This window comes from Collimonas sp. GW821-FHT02H07 (assembly GCF_059421505.1).
This window is the reverse complement of the sequence record NZ_JBWKVC010000002.1, coordinates 629,014-647,532: the sequence shown is the minus strand read 5'-3', so window position 1 is coordinate 647,532 and position 18,519 is coordinate 629,014. Positions and strand designations below refer to the sequence as shown.

Annotated in this window: 16 protein-coding genes; 6 read left to right on the top strand and 10 right to left on the bottom strand. The window is 60.5% G+C overall.

All coding sequences use genetic code 11. The features are described from left to right. Window positions 1-83: 83 nt before the first annotated feature. Genes AC07V8_RS06090 through AC07V8_RS06080 form a run of 3 tightly spaced genes read right to left on the bottom strand, consistent with a single transcriptional unit; the run spans window position 84 to window position 5,906 of the window. Window positions 84-1,529, bottom strand: coding sequence for an efflux transporter outer membrane subunit (locus AC07V8_RS06090; RefSeq protein ID WP_494677738.1), 1,446 nt, complete (start codon window positions 1,527-1,529; stop codon window positions 84-86). Beyond that, window positions 1,522-4,674, bottom strand: a complete 3,153-nt coding sequence (locus AC07V8_RS06085) for an efflux RND transporter permease subunit (RefSeq protein WP_494677737.1) — start codon at window positions 4,672-4,674, stop codon at window positions 1,522-1,524. Before AC07V8_RS06085 ends, AC07V8_RS06090 begins: the two co-directional genes overlap by 8 nt. An 11-nt stretch (window positions 4,675-4,685) precedes the next feature. After that, window positions 4,686-5,906, bottom strand: a complete 1,221-nt coding sequence (locus AC07V8_RS06080; protein WP_494677736.1) for an efflux RND transporter periplasmic adaptor subunit — start codon at window positions 5,904-5,906, stop codon at window positions 4,686-4,688. A gap of 279 nt (window positions 5,907-6,185) precedes the next feature. Here AC07V8_RS06080 and AC07V8_RS06075 point away from each other — a divergent pair, with 279 nt between their 5' ends. Continuing rightward, complete coding sequence (locus AC07V8_RS06075; RefSeq protein ID WP_494677735.1) at window positions 6,186-6,830, top strand: TetR family transcriptional regulator; 645 nt, start codon at window positions 6,186-6,188, stop codon at window positions 6,828-6,830. 110 nt (window positions 6,831-6,940) lie between these two features. Here the strand turns inward: AC07V8_RS06075 and AC07V8_RS06070 are convergent, their stop codons facing one another. The 5 genes from AC07V8_RS06070 to AC07V8_RS06050 all read right to left on the bottom strand — a co-directional run bounded on the left by AC07V8_RS06070 (window position 6,941) and on the right by AC07V8_RS06050 (window position 12,284). Continuing rightward, entirely contained in the window at window positions 6,941-8,242 is a 1,302-nt protein-coding gene (locus tag AC07V8_RS06070; protein ID WP_494677734.1) for a TolC family outer membrane protein, read from the bottom strand. Window positions 8,243-8,270: 28 nt separating this feature from the next. Further along, on the bottom strand, window positions 8,271-8,594 hold the full coding sequence (locus AC07V8_RS06065) for a rhodanese-like domain-containing protein (protein ID WP_061937507.1): 324 nt from the start codon (window positions 8,592-8,594) through the stop codon (window positions 8,271-8,273). 8 nt (window positions 8,595-8,602) lie between these two features. Continuing rightward, the gene (locus AC07V8_RS06060) at window positions 8,603-9,268 is read right to left on the bottom strand and encodes a protein-L-isoaspartate O-methyltransferase family protein (RefSeq protein WP_494677733.1); all 666 of its coding nucleotides are present in this window, start codon (window positions 9,266-9,268) and stop codon (window positions 8,603-8,605) included. Window positions 9,269-9,411: 143 nt separating this feature from the next. Next, complete coding sequence (locus AC07V8_RS06055; protein WP_494677732.1) at window positions 9,412-10,065, bottom strand: TetR/AcrR family transcriptional regulator; 654 nt, start codon at window positions 10,063-10,065, stop codon at window positions 9,412-9,414. Window positions 10,066-10,214: 149 nt separating this feature from the next. Next, a complete protein-coding gene (locus AC07V8_RS06050; protein WP_494677731.1) occupies window positions 10,215-12,284 on the bottom strand; it encodes an aminotransferase class V-fold PLP-dependent enzyme in 2,070 nt (689 codons plus the stop codon). Between the two features lie 123 nt (window positions 12,285-12,407). On the opposite strand from AC07V8_RS06050, the gene AC07V8_RS06045 reads away from it, so the two are divergent. Further along, on the top strand, window positions 12,408-12,887 hold the full coding sequence (locus AC07V8_RS06045; protein WP_494677730.1) for an Lrp/AsnC family transcriptional regulator: 480 nt from the start codon (window positions 12,408-12,410) through the stop codon (window positions 12,885-12,887). A 51-nt stretch (window positions 12,888-12,938) separates the two neighbouring features. On the opposite strand, the gene AC07V8_RS06040 is transcribed toward AC07V8_RS06045, so the two are convergent. Both AC07V8_RS06040 and AC07V8_RS06035 read right to left on the bottom strand, forming a co-directional pair. Beyond that, window positions 12,939-14,621: an FAD-binding oxidoreductase gene (locus AC07V8_RS06040; RefSeq protein ID WP_494677729.1), complete on the bottom strand. Its 1,683-nt coding sequence runs from the start codon at window positions 14,619-14,621 to the stop codon at window positions 12,939-12,941. A 107-nt stretch (window positions 14,622-14,728) separates the two neighbouring features. Further along, complete coding sequence (locus AC07V8_RS06035; RefSeq protein WP_494677728.1) at window positions 14,729-15,448, bottom strand: lytic polysaccharide monooxygenase; 720 nt, start codon at window positions 15,446-15,448, stop codon at window positions 14,729-14,731. Between the two features lie 242 nt (window positions 15,449-15,690). Between AC07V8_RS06035 and AC07V8_RS06030 the strand changes: the two genes are divergently transcribed. The 4 genes from AC07V8_RS06030 (at window position 15,691) to AC07V8_RS06015 (ending at window position 18,503) form a co-directional block, all read left to right on the top strand. Beyond that, a complete protein-coding gene (locus AC07V8_RS06030) occupies window positions 15,691-15,945 on the top strand; it encodes a YkgJ family cysteine cluster protein (RefSeq protein WP_494677767.1) in 255 nt (84 codons plus the stop codon). Between the two features lie 79 nt (window positions 15,946-16,024). Continuing rightward, entirely contained in the window at window positions 16,025-16,579 is a 555-nt protein-coding gene (locus tag AC07V8_RS06025; RefSeq protein WP_494677727.1) for a DUF1439 domain-containing protein, read from the top strand. A 115-nt stretch (window positions 16,580-16,694) separates the two neighbouring features. Further along, window positions 16,695-17,540, top strand: a complete 846-nt coding sequence (locus tag AC07V8_RS06020) for an undecaprenyl-diphosphate phosphatase (protein ID WP_494677726.1) — start codon at window positions 16,695-16,697, stop codon at window positions 17,538-17,540. Between the two features lie 90 nt (window positions 17,541-17,630). Then, a complete protein-coding gene (locus tag AC07V8_RS06015) occupies window positions 17,631-18,503 on the top strand; it encodes an undecaprenyl-diphosphate phosphatase (protein ID WP_494677725.1) in 873 nt (290 codons plus the stop codon). The last annotated feature ends 16 nt before the right edge of the window (window positions 18,504-18,519 follow it).

Genomic DNA, 18,519 nt, shown 5'->3' with positions numbered 1-18,519 from the left:
CGGTATTGAAACGGAAGCGCCCAGTAAAAACGCCGCACAAGTGCGGCGTTTTTCATTACATCAGTACGTTGGCTGAACCCAGGTCAGGATTTCGCCGCCACGACGGTATTTTCATTCAAGCCGCCCCCCAGCGAACGATACAGATCGATCGCATTGTTCAAACGCAGTTGCCGCGTCTGGATCAAGGCTTGCTGCGCCGAGAACAGGTCCCGTTGCGCATTCAGGCGGTCGGTGGAACTGGCGATGCCGTTCTTGTAGCGCAGATCGGTCAGTTTCACGCGTTCTTCCTGCGCCTTGACGAAAGCATCCTGCGCTGCCAGCTGCTCATCCAGCGTGCTGCGCGCGACCAGCGCATCGGATACTTCCCTGAATGCGCTCTGGATGGTCTTTTCGTAGCTGGCAATCGCCAGATTCTTGCGGATTTCGCTTAGCGACAGATTGGCGCGGTTGCGTCCGCCTTCAAAGATCGGCAGCGTCAATTGCGGCACGAACGACCAGGTACGGCTGCCGGCCGAGAACAGGCTGCCCAGCGAAGTGCTGGAATTGCCGATCCCGGCGGTCAGTGAAATGGTCGGGAAGAAGGCGGCGCGGGCAGCGCCGATATTCGCGTTGGCCGAGCGCAGCTGCTGCTCTGCCTGGCGGATATCCGGGCGGCGGTTCAGCAAGTCGGAGGGCAGGCCGGCCGGGATTTCGCTGACGATCTTTTCATCGGACAGCGATTGCGACGCCGGCAGTTCGCCTAGCGGCTTGCCGACCAGCAGCACCAAGGCATTGGTGGCCTGGCCGCGCTGGCGCGCCAGCGTGGCCAGCGAGACGCGTGCCGACTGCACCAGCGTTTCCGAGTTGCGCAGGTCGAGCGCAGAAGAAGCGCCGACGTCGAAACGCATCTTGTCCAGCTTGTAGTCGTCCAGGCGGCTGTCCAGCGTCTGCTGCGCCAGCTGCTGCTGTTCGGCATACGATTGTTCCGTCAGGTAAGCCTGGGCAACTTGCGAAATCAGGCTGATTTGCGCTGATTGCCGTGCTTCTTCCGTCGCCAGGTAGCTCGCCAGGGCGGCATCTTTCAAGCTGCGTACGCGGCCGAAGAAATCCAGCTCGAAAGCCGTCATGTTCAAGCCGACCTGGTAGGCGGTGCCGACCGCAGGCTGGCCGGGAACCAGCTGATCCGCGGCTGTGCGGCCACGGGTACGGCTGAAGTTGCCATTGAAGTGAGGCAGGGCATCGGATGCAGTGATGTCGTACTGCGCCCGCGCTTCCTCGATGTTCAAGGCAGCGGTACGCAGGTCACGATTGTTTTCCAGCGCGGATGCGATCAGCGCCTGCAGGCGCTGGTCCGGAAAAAATTCGCGCCAGCCGAGTTCCACCGCAGCGTATTGCGTCTTGCCGTCAGCCGCAGCCGGATAGCTGCCGGCTACCGGCGCTTCCGGCCGCACGTAGGTCGGCGCCATGGTGCAAGCCGAGAGCACGCCTGCCAGCAGCAGGGCGCCGGTCAGGTTCTTGGGTAATGACGCAGCAATTGTCATATTAAACATGCTGACTCTCCACATCTATTTTTTTGTTAGCATCGTGCAGCCTTTGCTGGCGTTCGCTGCCCTTGAAGAAACTGCGCACCACCACGAAGAACACCGGCACCAGGAACACCGCCAGTACAGTCGCCGTGATCATGCCGCCCATGACGCCGGTACCGATGGCGCGCTGGCTGCCTGAACCGGCGCCGGTCTTGATCGCCAGCGGCAACACGCCGAGGATGAACGCAAACGAGGTCATCAGGATCGGCCGGAAACGCAGGTGGACTGCTTCCAGCGTCGCTTCGATCAGGCCCTTGCCTTCAGCCTGCAGGTCTTTGGCGAATTCGATGATCAGAATCGCGTTCTTGGCCGACAAGCCGACCACGGTAATCATCCCGACCTTGAAGTAGACGTCGTTCGGCATGCCGCGCAAGGTAACGCCCAGCAGCGCGCCGAGAATACCCAGCGGCACCACCAGCATCACCGCCAGCGGAATCGAGGTGCTTTCATACAACGCCGCCAGCACCAGGAACACGGCGATCAGCGACAGCAGGTACAGCATCGGCGCTTGCGAACCGGAAGTCTTTTCTTCCAGCGACTGGCCGGTCCATTCGAAGCCGAAGCCTGGCGGCAGCTTGGCGGTCAGCGCTTCCATTTCATCCATCGCTTCGCCGGTGCTATGGCCAGGCGCGGCGCCGCCGGAGATCTTCATCGCCGGATAGCCGTTGTAGCGCGTCAGCTGCACCGGACCCTTGATCCATTCCGAGCTGGTGAACGACGAGAACGGCACCATGGTGCCCTGGGTGTTCTTGACATACAGCCTGGCCAGATCTTCCGGCTGCAGACGTTGCTTCGCATCGGCTTGCACGATCACGCGTTGCTGGCGGCCCTGGTTCGGGAAGTCATTGACGTAGGAAGAACCGAGCGCGGTCGACAGCGTGCTGTTGATGGCGTTGAACGAAACGCCCAGCGCATTCGCCTTGTCGCGGTCGATGTTGAGCTGCAGCTGCGGCGAATCTTCCAGGCCTTCAGGACGTACTCCGGCGAGGATCTTGCTTTGCGCAGCCATGCCGAGCATCTGGTTACGCGCCGCGGTCAATGCAGCATGTCCTTGTCCCGAACGGTCTTGCAGGCGGAAGGTGAAGCCGGTGGCGTTGCCCAGTTCCGGGATAGGCGGCGGATTCAGCGGATAGACGATGGCGTCCTTGATCTGCGAGAACGCGCCGAACGCCTTGCCGGCGATCGCATCGGCCGATTCGTCAGGTCCGCGCAGGCTCCAGTCCTTCAGCGGCGTGAACACCAGGCCGGCATTCTGGCCGTTACCGGAGAAGCTGAAGCCGGTAATCGCCACCACATTGGCCACCGCAGGCAGTTTCGCGTAATACGCTTCGATCTGCTTGATCACTTCCAGGGTGCGGTTGCTGCTGGCGCCGGCAGGCAACTGCACGTTGGTGATGATGTAGCCCTGGTCTTCGGCCGGCAGGAACGATGCCGGCAGGCGCGTGTACAGCAACCCAACGCAGATCAGGATGGCGCCATACACCAGCAGGTAACGGACGGTCTTGTTCAGCATCTTGGCGACGACGCCTTGATAGCGGTTGGTGGTGGCGTTGAACTTGCGGTTGAACCAGCCGAAGAAGCCCTTTTTCTCGTGATGATGGCCTTTTTCCACCGGTTTCAGGATGGTGGCGCACAGCGCCGGCGTCAGCGTAAATGCCATCAATACCGAGAACACCATGGAAGCCACCATCGACAGCGAGAACTGGCGATAGATCGCACCCACCGCGCCGCTGAAGAATGCCATCGGGATGAACACGGCGATCAGCACCAGCGTGATGCCGATCAGCGCGCCGGTAATCTGGCCCATCGCCTTGCGGGTTGCTTCGCGCGGCGACAAGCCTTCTTCGCTCATGATGCGCTCGACGTTTTCCACCACCACGATGGCATCGTCGATCAGGATGCCGATCGCCAGCACCATGCCGAACATGGTGAGGACGTTGATCGAGAAGCCGAACAGCAGCAGCGTCGCAAAAGTACCCATCAACGCCACCGGAACCACGACGGTAGGAATCAGGGTATAGCGGATGTTTTGCAGGAACAGGTACATCACCAGGAACACCAGGATGATCGCTTCCACCAGGGTCTTGACCACTTCTTCAATCGAAATCTTGACGAATTTCGAGGTGTCGTAAGGGATCTCGTACTGGACGCCGGCCGGGAAGTACTTGGACAGCTCTTTCATCTTGGCTTTGACTGCTGTCGCTGTGCCCAGAGCATTGGCGGTAGGCGAGAGCTGCACGCCGACGAAAGAAGTCGGCTTGCCGTCGAGGCGGCCGGCGGTGGCGTAAGACTGGCCGCCGATTTCGATACGCGCAACATCGCGCAGACGGACGATGGAGCCGTCCGAATTGGCGCGCAGCTGGATCTTGCCGAATTGTTCGACGGTATTGAGCTGGCCGGTAGCTACCACGGTGGCGGAAATCTGCTGGCTGCCAGGGCTAGGCAGATCGCCCAGCGTACCGCCGGCGACCAGCGCATTTTGCGCGCTGATGGCGGCGGTGACATCGGCCGGGGTCAGGTTCAGGCCAACCAGCTTGGCCGGGTCGATCCAGATGCGCATGGCGCGTTCGGTGCCAAACAGCTGGGCCTGGCCGACGCCTGGCACGCGCTTGATTTCATTGAGCACGTTGCGCGACAGATAGTCGCCCAGCGCGATCGGGTCGAGTTTGCCGTCGGTCGATGAAAGACCGATGAACATCAGGAAGTTGCTGCGCGATTTGGTGACTTGCACGCCGTTCTGCGTAACCACCGCAGGCAGCCGTGCTTCCACCCGTTTCAGGCGGTTCTGCACATCCACCGCGGCCAGGTCGGCGTTGGTTTCCGGCGAAAACGTCACGGTGATCGCGACCGAGCCGTCGGCCTGGCTTTGCGACTCGATGTACTGCAAGCCGTCGGCGCCGTTCATTTCCTGTTCGATCAGGCTGGTAACGCTATCGTCGATGGTTTGCGCGGTAGCGCCGGGATAGGCTGCGCTGACGACAATCGTCGGCGGTGCAATCGAAGGATACTGGGCCACCGGTAATTGCGTGATCGCCAGAGCACCCCCGAGCAGGATGAATACGGCGAGCACCCACGCAAACACGGGGCGGTCGATGAAAAACTTGCCCATCAGTAGGCTCCTTATTTAGCTTTAGATGTTGTATCAGCTTGCGGAGCGGCGGGTGCGGCTGCGGCTGCATTACCTGCTGCAGCGGCAGCCGGTTTCCAAGGCGATGGATTGACCACTGCGCCCGGTTTCACCTTTTGCAAACCATCGACGATGACCTTGTCGCCAGCTTTCAAGCCTTCAGTGACGATCCATTTGTCGCCTTGTGCGGTGTCGGCCTTCACCGGCTGCACGGCGACCTTGTTGTCAGCACCCACCAGGAACACCGAAGCGCCGTTGAGGTCGCGCTGGACCGCCTGTTGCGGCACGGTCAGGGCAGCGCCATTGACGGCCTGTTCCAGCTTGGCGCGCACGTACATGCCTGGCAGCAGGCTGTGGTCCGGATTCGGGAACTCGGCGCGCAAAGTGACGGAGCCGGTATTCGGATCCACCGTCAGGTCGGAAAACAGCAGCTTGCCTGATTGCGGGTAGGCGTGGCCGTCCTCGGTTTCCAGGCTGACCTTGGCCTGTCCTTGGCCCGCGCTTTGCAGCTGGCCGTTGCGCATCGCTTCCTGCAATTTCAGGATGTCGGTGCTGGACTGGGTCAGGTTGACGTAGATCGGATCGATCTGCTGCACGGTTGCCAGCTGGGTGACTTCGCCCTGGCCGACCAATGCGCCTTCGGTCACCAGCGCCTTGCCGATGCGGCCGGAAATCGGCGAGGTGACAGTGGCGTAGCCCAGGTTCAGGCTGGCGGTTGCGCGCGCGGCCTTGGCGGCGGCGACATCTGCCGCGGCTTGCTTCTGCGCTGCCACGGTATCGTCGTAATCCTGCTTGCTGACGGCATTCACTTCGACCAGCGGTTTGTAGCGCTGGGCTTTCAGTGTAGCGGTGGTCAGATTTGCTTCAGCCTTGGCCAGCGCTGCCTGCGCGCTGTCGTAGGTTGCGCGCAGCGGCGCCGGATCGATCAGGTACAGAGTCTGTCCGGCCTTGACGTCGCTGCCTTCGCGGAAAGTGCGCTTGAGCACGATGCCGGCGGCGCGGGCGCCGATCTGGGCGATGCGGGTAGCTTCCAGGCGGCCAGGCAATTCGGTTGTGAGAGCCAGCCGTTCCGGTGCGATAGTGATGATGGAAACACCGGCTGGAGGTGGCGCACCTTGGGCGTCCGGCTTTTTGCCGCAGGCAGCGACCGCGGACAATACCGCGACAGCCAGGGTGATACGCGTGAGACGACTGATAGAGCTAACTGAATTCATAAAATTCTCGCACGGTAATTGAGGAAAGACTGCAAATCTGACAGGTGACTCTGCTTCTGGAAATGACATAGGATATATAAGTAATTGCTTTGGTGCACCGGAGGCTACGGAACCCTGCGCCAGCGGAAAGCGGGTCGAGCAGCCGGAATCCTGCTATTATACATACATGCACGAATGTATGTACTGGCTTGCACGAATGGCGATGCCAAGTACGTGTTGCTATTTAATTATTTGCTGCAAATGCACAAAATATCATGACGGTTTGGAGGTCGGCTCAAAATGGCTAGAAGTACAAAAGAAGAAGCACTGGAAACGCGTGGCCGCATCCTGGACGCGGCGGCGGAAGTGTTTCACCGGCACGGCGTGGCGCGCACTACGCTGGCGGATGTCGCCAGCGCAGCCGACGTGACGCGCGGTGCTATCTATTGGCACTTCAAGAACAAGAGCGATTTATTCGATGCCATGTGCGAGCGCGTGCGCTTGCCGATGGAAGCGATGATCGAAAAAACCGCCGACGAAAATGCGCACGATCCGTTGAATCAATTTCGCAACCGATGTTTGTTTACCTTGCAAGAAGCGACGCTCAATCCGCAGTCGCGCAAAATCTTTGAAATCGTTCTGCACAAGTGCGAACTGGTGGATCCGCAGGATCCGATTTATATCCGCCAGCATGAGTGCTTTTTGCAAGGCCGTACCGATATAGAACGCTTGCTGCGATTTGCGGTTGCAAAAGGGCAGCTGCCGCGCGATCTAGATCCTATCTTGGCCGCGGTCATGGTGCAAGGCCTGTTGTTCGGTATTTTGAACAACTGGACCTTTAGTCCGCACAGCTTCGATCTCACCGAGAACGTATCGAAGGTGGTCGACAACTGCATCCACATGTTCAAGACCTCGCCGTTCATGCTCAAAACGCCGCCTGCCTGAGTGTTACAGGCTGGTCTTGCAAGTTGCCGGACGGGTGCGGGGTCAGATAGTGGCGATGGCCGCGCAGCCCCGCCGGCTGCGGCTTTCGGCCGGATGCATGTGCCGCTGTCTCAATAAACAGCCGGCGCCAGCAAAACATTGATCTGTTGCAGATCGTCTTCTTTCAAGGTGCCCACCGCCGATTTCAGCTTGAGGCTGTTCATCAGCGTGTCATAGCGCGCCTTGGCCAGATCCCTGCGCGTGGAAAACAACTGCTGTTGCGCATTCAACACATCGATATTGATGCGTACCCCGACCTGGTAGCCCAAACGGTTGGAATCCAGCGACGACTGGCTCGAAATTTCCGCCGCCTCATAGGCCTTCACCTGGGCCAGGCCGCTGCTGACGCCGAGATAGGCCTGGCGCGCATTCAATGCCGCGGTCCTGCGCGCATTTTCCAGATCGGAGCGGGCCTTGTCTTCCAACGCTACCGCCTGGCGCACGCTGCTGTTGACCGCGCCGCCGGCATACAGCGGAATGGTCCATTGCACGCCGATCGAGTTGGCCGTCTGCGAGATATTGTTGAAAGGGATGTCGCTGCCGCTGACATCGGCGTGCGCGCGGCTGGCGATCAGGTCGACTGTGGGCAGATGGCCGGCGCGGGCCTTCTTGATGTCGTACTTGGCCGTATCCAGCGCGATCTGCTGGCCGATCACGCCGAAATTCTGATCCTCGGCGCTGCTGACCCAGGTCTCTATCGCGGCCGGCTGCGGCGCGCTCAGCTGCACTCCGGGGCGCAAGGTCGCCAATGGCGCCGGCGGTTTGCCGATGATTTGCTGCAGCACGTTGCGCGCGACTTCCAGGTTGTTGGTCGCCGCGATTTCCTGCGCGATCACCAGATCGTAGCTGGCTTGCGCTTCGTTGGTATCGGTAATGGTCGCCGTGCCGACTTCGAAATTGCGCTTGGCGGAAGCCAGCTGCTCGGCAATCGCGCTTTTCTGCGCCTGCAGGAAAGCCAGCACGTCTTGCGCCGTCAGCGTATCGAAGTAAGCCTGGCTGACGCGCAGGATCAGGTCCTGCTGCGCCTGGGCGAACCGGACCTCGCTGGCGGCCACCGACAGCTTGCTTTCCTGATACTGCTGCCAGTAAGCGGGCCGGAACAGCGGCTGGGTCAGCTGCAAGCTGTAATTGTTGGTAATGGTGTTCCAGGATTGCCCGGAGCGGCTGTAATTGCCGCCGAAGCCGACCACCGGCAGCAGCGCCGCGCGGCCCTGCACGCTGGCTTCGTTGCCGGCGCTGAGTGCATAGCGCGCGCTGGTGTAGACCGGGTCGTTGGCCAGCGCCTGCTGGTAGGTTTGCACCAGGTCGACGGCTTGCGCGTTCATGCTCAGCAACGCGCTCGCGATCAAGGAGGCAATCAGGGTATTGCGCATTACACTCTCCGCAGCGATGTCGGCAGGTTTAGTAGGTCGGCATGGCCGGATCAACCTGCTGCGCCCAGGCATGGACGCCGCCGGTCAGGTTGCTTACCGCGGAAAAGCCGTGGCGCTCAAGGAAGGCGGCGACCTGCATGCTGCGCGCGCCGTGGTGGCAGATGCAGACGATGGCCTGCTCTTCCTCCAGGTCGTTCAGGTGCGCCGGCACCGTCTGCATCGGCATCAGCTGCGCTGCCGCGATGTGGCAGGTTTCGTATTCCCAGGGTTCGCGCACATCCAGCAACAGCGGCGTCGGCCGCTGCGGATCGGCAATCCAGGCGGCCAGTTCTGAGGCGGTTAGATGTTGCATAGGCTGGCTTAGAACTTGAACTGGGAATGTACGGCGGCTTCGCGCAGCGGCTTGACGTCGGTTTCAAACAGGTTGACCGTGCTGTAATTGGTGTCCGAAGTGAGGGTGATCACCTGCGCAAACATCACAGGCGCGTCGCCGACGATGGCGATGATGCGGCCGCCGACATTGAGTTGCTTGAGGAAGGCATCCGGCAGCACCGCCAGCGAGCCGGAGATGACGATCACGTCGAAGCGCTTGGTGTCGCTCTGCTCCCAGCCCTGGGCGCCGTTGCCTTGCACGACGTCGACGTTGGTGATGCCATAGGCAGCCAGGTTGCCGGCGGCCAGCGCCTTCAGTTCCGGATCGATTTCAACCGTGGTGACATGCCTTGCCTTGTAACACAGCAACGCTGCCATGTAGCCCGAGCCTGAGCCGATTTCCAGCACTTGTTCATGCTTCTTGACGGCAGCTTCCTGCAGCAAGCGCGCTTCGATCTTCGGCGCCAGCATGCTTTCGCCGTTGGCGCCAGGCAGTGGAATCTCGGTATCGGAAAATGCCAGGCTTTTGTAGGCGGCCGGCACGAAATCCTCACGGCGGACTACCGTCAGCAATTCCAGAACGTCCAGATCCAGCACGTTCCACGGGCGAATTTGCTGTTCGATCATATTGAAGCGGGCTTGTTCGATATTCATGGTTAAGGCTCGGTAATGAAAAATAAAGGGCTCATTCTATCAAAGGCCACCCTCAAAAACCTATCGCAGGCTGCGGCAAACCTGGCAAAACACCGATGTGCAACGGTAATCCACGGTTTACGGCGCCCCGGCATGGTCCATGCTCAGGTGGAAGCGGGATCCGGCGGCTTCTGCAAGCCGTTCAGGCACAAATCGATGAAACTTTCCAGATAGCGTGCCGAATTCAGCGGTTCCGCATGACAGGGGTTGAAAGCTTGTTGCCACATCATCAGCATGATCACCGGCGCGATCACCACGTTGGCGGTCTGGCGCACGTCGATCGTGCGGAATTCGCCGCGCTCGACGCCGCGCTCCAGCATGCGCACGATCATGGCGTCGCCGCGCACGCTGACTTCCTCGCGGTAAAAGGTCGCCAGTTCCGGGAAATTGGCCGATTCCGCCATCATCAGCTTGGTGATCCCGGCTACCTTGGTGGCGCCGATACGCTCCCACCAGCCCAGGATCAGCTCGCGGAACAGATCGGCGCTGCTGCCGCCGTAGCCGTCGATGATGTCTTCGGCTTCATCCAGGATCGGCAGCATGTTTTCGCGCACCACCGCCTTGAACAGCTCTTCCTTGTTCTCGAAATACAGGTACAGCGTCCCTTTCGAGACGCCGGCCCTGGCCGCGACGTCGCCCAGCCGGGTGGCGGCAAAGCCGCGCTCGACGAATATATCCAGCGCGGCCGCCAGCAATTCCTGCGGCCGCGCCTCTTTGCGGCGCGCCCAACGGGGTTTGGAGCTGAAAGGGCAGTTCATGAATCCTTGGGTTTGCAAATAACTGACTTAAGAGTCAGTAATGTAAGCGGCAATGCCTGGAGTGTCAACTTGTGTGATGGGAGGGGCAGGGCGAGGCCGCCGCCGGTGGCTTTGGAGCAAAGGCCGGCGGGGTATGAAACTTACTATTTTCAGGCTGCCTTGGGGTAGTCCAGCCTCAGCACCGGATTGCCCAGGGCAAGGCCGCCGCTGACGTTCCAGGCGTTCCGGTAGCCGAGCCGGCGCAGGCACGCGACGGCTTTGTCGCTGCGGTTGCCGCTGCGGCAGAAAAACACCAACGGCACAGGAGCGCCGCGCAACCATAGTCTCAGATGGGAGGTGAGGCGGCTGAGCGGCACATGCAGGACCGTTTGGCCGGGCGCCGAAGTCATCCCGGCCGCATGTTCATAGGCTTCGCGCACGTCAACCAGCAGTGCGCCCGGATGAGCGGCAAGGAATTGCACAAGTGCGGCAGCTTCCAGGTGCATGCCGCTGGCGCTTTCTCCATGCGCGGGGTTTTGCTCCGCGCGCAGGCTGGTGCACAGCTGGCCGGTTTCATCGCGCGCCGGACATAGCAGCGTGTCCGGCTCGATGAGCGTGGACTCGATCGCCGCCGCAGGCAATTCGCCGATGAAGGCAACATGCGCCGCAAACTGCTCTTCTCCGACGCTTCCCAGCAAATAGACCTGGTGCTCATCCTGCCTCTTGCACAGGAATTTCCGTGCGCCCAGCATCAGTTCGGAACTGCCCGGCGCCGGCCAGCCAAAGGCATCGTTGCCGGCGTCAGGCCCAGCATCGCTGCCCAGGGCTCGGGCCAGTTCGAAGCGGGCGCTGTCCTGCGCTGGCAGCGCCTTGGTGCTGAGAATGGCGCGCAGCTGGTAATCGTGGTTGCGCACATAAGCGGCCAGGCGCGGCGCCAGCAATGGCGACGGGTCAATGATGACGCAGCTGCGGCTAGCGTCATCCGCTACCAGCCAGGCATTGGCGCCGTCCAGGTTGAAGCGGACCACTGGGTCGGCGGCAGCCGATGGCGCGGCGGCGGCAGCGCCCTGGCGCCAGGCGAGGCCGCAATGTTCGATGCGCGCGCAGGCAGCGCTGATGAAGGCATCGTCGGCCAGCGGCCCGAACGACATGCGGATCGCGGAACTGCTGCGCCAGTGCGGCAGCTGCATCGCTTCCAGCACATAGCTGGGGGCGCTCTTGGCGGCGGAGCAGGCGCTGCCCGAACTGACCCGCAGCTGGGCGGCGTCGAACAGGTCCAGCAATTCCTTGCTGGCCAGCCCCGGCACGGAGAAATTGAGCGTGGTCGGCAGGGTCTTTTCCAGCGGCTGATTAAACACGATGTCGGGAAAGGCAATCCGCAGGCTGGCGACCAGGCGTGCACGGAAGCCATGCAGCTGCTGGTGGCTGCGGAAGCTGACGCCGTCTTCCAGGGCGCCCAGGACCGCACCGAGGGCGGCGATGCCAGCCATGTTTTCGGTGCCGGAGCGCAGCCCGGATTCCTGGCCGCCGCCCATGATCAATGGCGTGAAAGGCGCTCCCGGCCGGACGTACAGCATGCCTACGCCTTTTGGCGCATACAGCTTGTGTCCGGAAAACGCCGCATAGTCGATGCGCGTCGCCGCCAGGTTCAGCTGCATCTTGCCCAGCGCCTGGACGCAGTCGACCAGCCAGTAAGCGTCGCTGCCGCTTTGCCGCAATACAGCCTCGATCTGCGCCAGCTCGGAGATGACGCCGGTTTCATTGTTGGCCGCCATGGTGCATACCAGCGCGGCATCGCCGGCCAGCAGGCGCAGGGCTTCGAGGTCATGCTGGCCATTGCGGTCGACCGGCAGTTTCATCATTTCCAGGTTCAATCCCAGCAAGCGATTCCAGTGCATCAGGCTTTCCGGCACGGCCTTGTGCTCCGTGGCGCCGTAAAGTAAAAATTTGCCGATGCGCTGGCCGGCCGACTGCCGTTCGCGCAAGGCGCACAGCGCGGACAGCACCGCGGTCTGGATGCCTTCGGTGGCGCCGCTGTTGAACATCAAGCGGCCGTCGCCGGCGCCAAGCAGGCGCGCGGCGCGCTGACGCACCTGGCTCATCAGGGTCTTGGCCTGGATGCCGGTGGCATGGCTGCTGCTGGGATTGCCAAAGCACTCTTTCATGGTCCGGGCGGCCGCTTCAATCGCGGCTGGCAGGACGGCGGTGGTGGCGTTGGCGTCGAGATAAATTTCAGTCATGGTTTTTCATCGGACAGTAAGCTTGACAATAGTCTACTGTTTCCGATGGATGAAGACATTCTAAAAATACCGGAATTTTGCTAAAATGGAGAATATTTATACCTATATATATTACAAAATAGCATGAACGCACTTGATAAGTTTGATCACGCCATTCTGGCGGCGCTGCAGATCGACGGCAGCCTGTCCGTCGCCGCGCTCAGCGAAAAGATCGATCTGTCCAGCACGCCATGCTGGAAACGCCTGAAGCGGCTGGAAGAAGAGGGTTATATCGAGCGCCGCGTCGCCATCGTCAACCGCGAGAAGATCGGTTTGCCGGTGACGGTGTTCGTCAGCGTGCGCACCGGCCAGCATGACGAGAAATGGCTGTCGAAGTTCGCGACGGCGGTGATGGCTTTGCCGGAAGTCCAGGAATTCCATCGCATGAGCGGCGACGTCGACTATTTATTGAAAGTCGTCACCACGGACATCCAGGGCTATGACGCCTTTTACAAGAAGCTGATCAAGATCACGCAGCTGTATAGCGTGTCATCGGCATTCTCGATGGAACAGATCAAATCCACCACGGCGCTGCCGCTGGGGCTGGTAGCGAAGACCGGCTGACCGAGTGTGGAGAATCGGCCTTCGCCTGCCGCAGCTTGAACGCGCCGGCCGTCAAGGCATTTGCAGGGGAATCGACATTTCATGCCGGAACAGATTGCCCGGATCGATTTTCTGTTTCAGCGCAACCAGGAACTGCGCCTTGTCCATGTAGTACAGGGCAGGCCATTGCGGATCGACCCTAGTGTGCGCCGGGTCGCTGTATTTCATGTCGATATCGGGATAATTGATGTAGCAGCCTTGCCAGTCGCTCGAAGGGTGGGGCTTGCCGGAGCTGGCTTCGGGCGTATAAGCCAGGATGTAGGCATGGAACAGGCGGCTTAGCCAGGCCATGTGGAATTCGTCGTCGGCGGCATCGGTCCAGTAGGTCTGGAACTGGCTTTTCAAAATCGACTCCCGTTGCGGTACGCAGGTTTCATGGCTGCCCATGAATGCATTGACGGCGCCGCCATACGAATCGATCTGCACCAGCGAGGCGTTGAGCCGGGGATCGTTGCCGTAGACGTACAGCACTTCCCACAACTGGTCGCTGCCGGCAACCGGCGCCGCCAGCGTCGGCTTGATCTGATAGCTCGATTTGTACTTGCCGCGGCGGTTGTCGCCCGAGCCGTTGAACATCTGCGTCAGCGCAATCCAGTCCATGCGGCGGGCATTGCTGATGGCATCCTGGACGCGCATATCCATGCCTGCATTCTTGTGGCGTTTCGGCGCAATATTCGGTTCCATGAAGGCATCGTTGAGGCGCGCGGGCAACCCGGGAATATGGGTCATGGCGTTGACAAAATCGATGAACGGACCGTCCTTGCCGTTGCCGACATTGCCGTCGACGTCGGTGTACTGGATCACCAGGCCGATATTGCCGGCTGCCCGCGCATTCAGCTTGAACAGGGTGAACAGGCCGCCATTGCCGTTGTGCGGCGCATTCCACTCGTTGTCGTGCCGCGCGAACCATTCGCCATAAGTATCGAGCAAGCGTTTCAGCGCGCTGGCGCCGCCGGCCTGCTGGAGGTCGTCCCAGGCATAGCTCAAGGCGAGGAAGTAAGCTTCTTTCGGCGCTTCCGGCAAATCCTTGAAGTAATAGTTCAGGATGATGCCGAAGTTGCCGCCGCCGGCGCCGCGGCAGGCGATGAACAGGTCGCGCTCGACGCCGTCTGAGGCCAGGTTCACGTGCCTGGCTGTCAGCCCTGTGCCTGTGCTGTCGGGCACCAGGATATCCACGCCCGCGAGCCAGTCGACGCTCAAGCCATGCAGGCGCGACAGCAAGCCGTAGCCGCCGCCGACGATGTGGCCGCCTGAACCGACCGAATAGCAGGTGCCGCCCGGCAGCGTCTTGCCGGTGCGCTTGTACAGGTCGACATAAGCATCCCAGTTTTGATTGCCGGCGGACACCCGGAATTTGTAGCGGGCCGGATTGGCCGGCAGGACCTGGGACCCCAGGTCTCCATTGCGGGAGTAATCCATGCCGGTCATCAGGCCGACGTCGATGATGGCCAGTTTTTCGCCTGCGGATAATTTGTTGGAGACGAAACCCTCGTAGCAATGGCCGCCGCTGCGCACCGTGATGCGATTGCCGTTTTTGAGTGCGGCATTGGCAGCCAGCAGGGTTTCCTGCCAGGTCTTGCACACGTAAATGCTGCCGGCGCCGGCATCGGGAGCGGCAGGGAAGCGCAGATTGAAGCCCTTCTGCAAGGCCTCATGGCGGCGATCTTCATTGGTTACCTGTACAAAATCAGACATGCTTGTTCTCCGTCAGGTTGGATTGTGCTGAGAAGGATTTTCATGGCGGCCGGCGGGAATGCCTGAGGCTGTGGATTCCGGCCAGCCGCCTGTGCGGATTTGCCGCCTTACTTTTTCGCGGCGCTGGCAACGATATTGACGTCGCTACAGTTGTAGAACCCCTCTCCGGCCGAGTCAACGCGCTGCCAACGGGTATACAGAACGCGTTGGCCCAACGTGTCCTTGAGATCAACATTCATCTCGTAGTAACCGCCCACCGGCTTGACATTGTCGAAGCGGCCGACTTCTTCCAGGTCGTTCCAGGTCAGGCTGGCCTTGGCCGGGTCGTAGCCCGGCTTGGAAAGATAAATCACCCAGAAACTGGGGTCATGCGCCATGGTGGCCTTGAATTTCAGGCGCATCGCCTGGTTCTGGTCCTTGGCGACGGTGCTGGTATGCCAGTCGGGCGAGGGCAGGTCCATCCCGGATTTGTCGTTGCCGGGAACGCTGTTGCCGGCGGAGCACAACTGATGATCAGGGATGGCTTTTTTGACTTCCTCGAAATCATTGTAATTCGGAATGTTCTTGGCGTATTCGTTCCATTGATTGAACTGGATTGTGGCCTGACTCTGATTGTTGTCGTGCTTTTTGTATACTTCCTGATAGGCAGCCCTGCAGGCAGGATTCTTGATGCCCGAGCCATCTGCCGGCCAGCTGAAATCCTGGGCCTTATAGCAGTTCAGTTGCCGTGCAACGGGAAATTCCACCGCGCCATGCCTGGCTTCGGCGTGCGCACCCAGGCATAGCGCCTGAAAAGCCAATCCGCAAGCGATGTGACGAATTTTCATACCGACTCCTTTTTGAATTGAGAGTGGTCATTACACTGCTTCTTTCATTTCGACGTCACTGTCACAGTTGGCAGGTCGGCATTCGCGCAGCAGCATTCCGCTGTTGTGCAAAGGGTGATGCAAAACGCGAATGCAAGTAGAATCCAGCCTTTGCTTCAATCTGCGTTGCTGCCGGCTGCACACCTCCCCATGCTTGTTAAATTCACACTGACCGCCGAGGCCGCCGCATGAGTGCGCCGGGCTTGAGCTGCCGTCCCGATTGCGGCGCCTGTTGCACGGCGCCGTCGATCTCCTCGGCCATCCCCGGCATGCCGAATGGAAAGCCAGCGGGCGTACGCTGCATTCAACTGGATCCGGCCAATCTGTGCCGGATTTTCGGCAGTCCGGAACGGCCCGCGGTTTGCGCCAGTTTGCAGCCTGCCCCAGACATGTGCGGCAGCTCGCGGGCGCATGCGATGCATTACCTGGCAACGCTGGAGCAATTGACCGCAGGGTAGAATCGACGCGGTTGCATCTCGCTGCCGCATTTGCCTATTGCCCGAATACAAGGAAATCTGAATGAAATCAAACCGGTCTATGTCTGGCAGGGCTGTTTCCCTGCTGCTGGCCTTGTCTGCCGCGCTGCTGCTGGCGTCCTGCGCCGCCCTGATCGGACCGCGCGATGTCGCTTTCCCGCTGGCCAAGCTGCAGCAATCGGTGGACAAGCGCCTGCCGTTTTCGCAGCGCTACCTGGGCATTTTCCAGATTACCGCCAGCAGGGCCGTGCTCGCCCTGCCGCCTGAGCAGAACCGCCTGGCCATGAATACCGACGTCACGGTGGCGCTGCCGCTGCTGGGCAAGTCGTGGAGCGGCACAATGGCCATCTCCGGCATCCTGACCCTGGACAACCCGCACAATGCGGTAACCCTGGCCGAACCGAAACTGGACAGCCTGGTATTGAACGGCCTGGACGACAGCTATGCCGCACAGGTCACGCAGATCGGCAATCTGCTGGCGCGCCAGCTGCTGGCCAGCCTGCCGCTGTATGCTTTCAAGCCGGAAGACCTGCGCTATGCCGGCGTGGCGTTCATGCCGACCCGCATCGCCACCAGGCCGGAAAACCTGGTGGTCACCTTCGAACCGGTAAAATAGTGCGCTTTCTTTAAGAAAACTATCGTTACAGGCTTACGGCCGCGACGGTATCATTCGTCCTGCCGCGCTATTTCCTTACTCTTTTATCATTCATCATTCATCATTCCCACACTACATGGATATATTTCTCGCGTTAAAAGTCCTGATCATGGGCCTGGTCGAGGGCTTTACCGAGTTTCTGCCGATTTCGTCCACCGGTCACCTGATCCTGGCCGGCAGCCTGCTGGACTTTACCGCCGATATCGGCCGCGAAAAGGCTGAAGTGTTCGAAATCGCGATCCAGGCCGGCGCCATTTTCGCCGTCTGCTGGGAATACCGCGCCCGCATCGCCGCCGTGCTGCGCGGCTTGCCCAGCGATTCCAAGGCGCGCAAGCTGGTGTTCAACCTGGTCATTGCCTTCATGCCTGCTGCGATCCTGGGCCTGCTGTTCAGCAAGATGATCAAGGAAAAGCTGTTTGCGCCGCTGCCGGTGGCGATTGCGCTGATCGTCGGCGGTTTCGTGATTCTCTGGGTCGAGCGCCGCAACAGGACGCGTGGCAGCGTCGTGCGGGTTGACTCGGTCGACGACATGACGGCGCTGGATGCCTTGAAGATCGGCTTCGCCCAGGCTTTCGCGCTGATCCCCGGCACCAGCCGCTCCGGCGCCACGATCATCGGCGGCATGATGTTTGGCCTGTCGCGCAAGGCCGCCACCGAATTTTCCTTCTTCCTGGCGATCCCGACCCTGTTTGCCGCCACCATCTATTCCCTGTATAAAGACCGCGCACTGCTGTCGGCGACCGATATTCCGCTGTTTTCGATCGGCACCGTGGCGGCCTTCGTTTCCGCTTTCCTGTGCGTGCGCTGGTTGCTGCGTTATATCAGCAGCCATGATTTCACCGCGTTTGCGTGGTATCGCATCGTCTTCGGCCTGGTGGTGATCGTGACGGGTTATGCCGGCTGGGTCAGCTGGGTGCATTGAAGCTGCCCGGAAAGGCAGGGCTGAACCGGCTTTTAGTACAGTAAGTACAGTAAAAAATTGTAATCATCCAATCCTGAACAGGAGAATGTTGTGGCAAGTGTATGTTCCGCTGGTACCGATATCGGGTTTGCATCGCTAGACTATTTGCAGGTCGCGATTCTGGGCGTGATTCAGGGCATCTCTGAGTTATTGCCGATTTCTTCCACCGCGCATATGCGCATCGTGCCGGCAGTGCTGGGCTGGCATGATCCGGGCTCGGCGTTCTCGGCGGCGATGCAGCTGGCGGCGCTGGCGGCGGTGGTGAGCTATTTCTGGCGCGATGTGCGCGAAGTCACAATGGGCAGCATCGATGCGATGCGCCAGCGCGATTTCAGCAGCCCGTCGTTCCGCCTCGGCGTGGCGATCATCCTGGCCACCATCCCGATCGGGATTGCCGGCCTGGCGCTGTCGCATGTGCTGAACGCCTGCGGTTCGCCGCTGCGCAGCCTGAGCGTGATCGGCTATGCCTGTATCGCCATGGGCCTGCTGCTGGCGCTGGCGGAGGTCAGCTGCAAGCATCGCCGCACCGTCGGCGAAATGCGCTTGCGCGATGCGATTATCGTCGGCCTGGCGCAAGTCGGCGCCCTGATTCCGGGCGTGTCGCGCTCCGGTTCGACCCTGACAGCCGCCCTGTTCCTGAATTTCAAGCGCGAGGAAGCCGCGCGCTTCTCCTTCCTGCTCGGCTTGCCGGCGATTGCCCTGGCCGGCTTGAAAGAGCTGCTGGTGCTGTTTCATCTGCACATGCCGCTGGAAACCTGGATGTTGCTGATTTTCGGTCTGGTGGTCGCCAGTATTTCGGCGTTTGGCGCAATCTGGGGTTTGATGAAATTCCTGGAAAAATTCTCCACCTGGCCGTTCATCGTCTACCGTATCGCCCTCGGCATTTTCCTGCTGGTGGCGGTCAACAACGGTTTCCTAAGTTAAATCAAGTAAAGCAAAG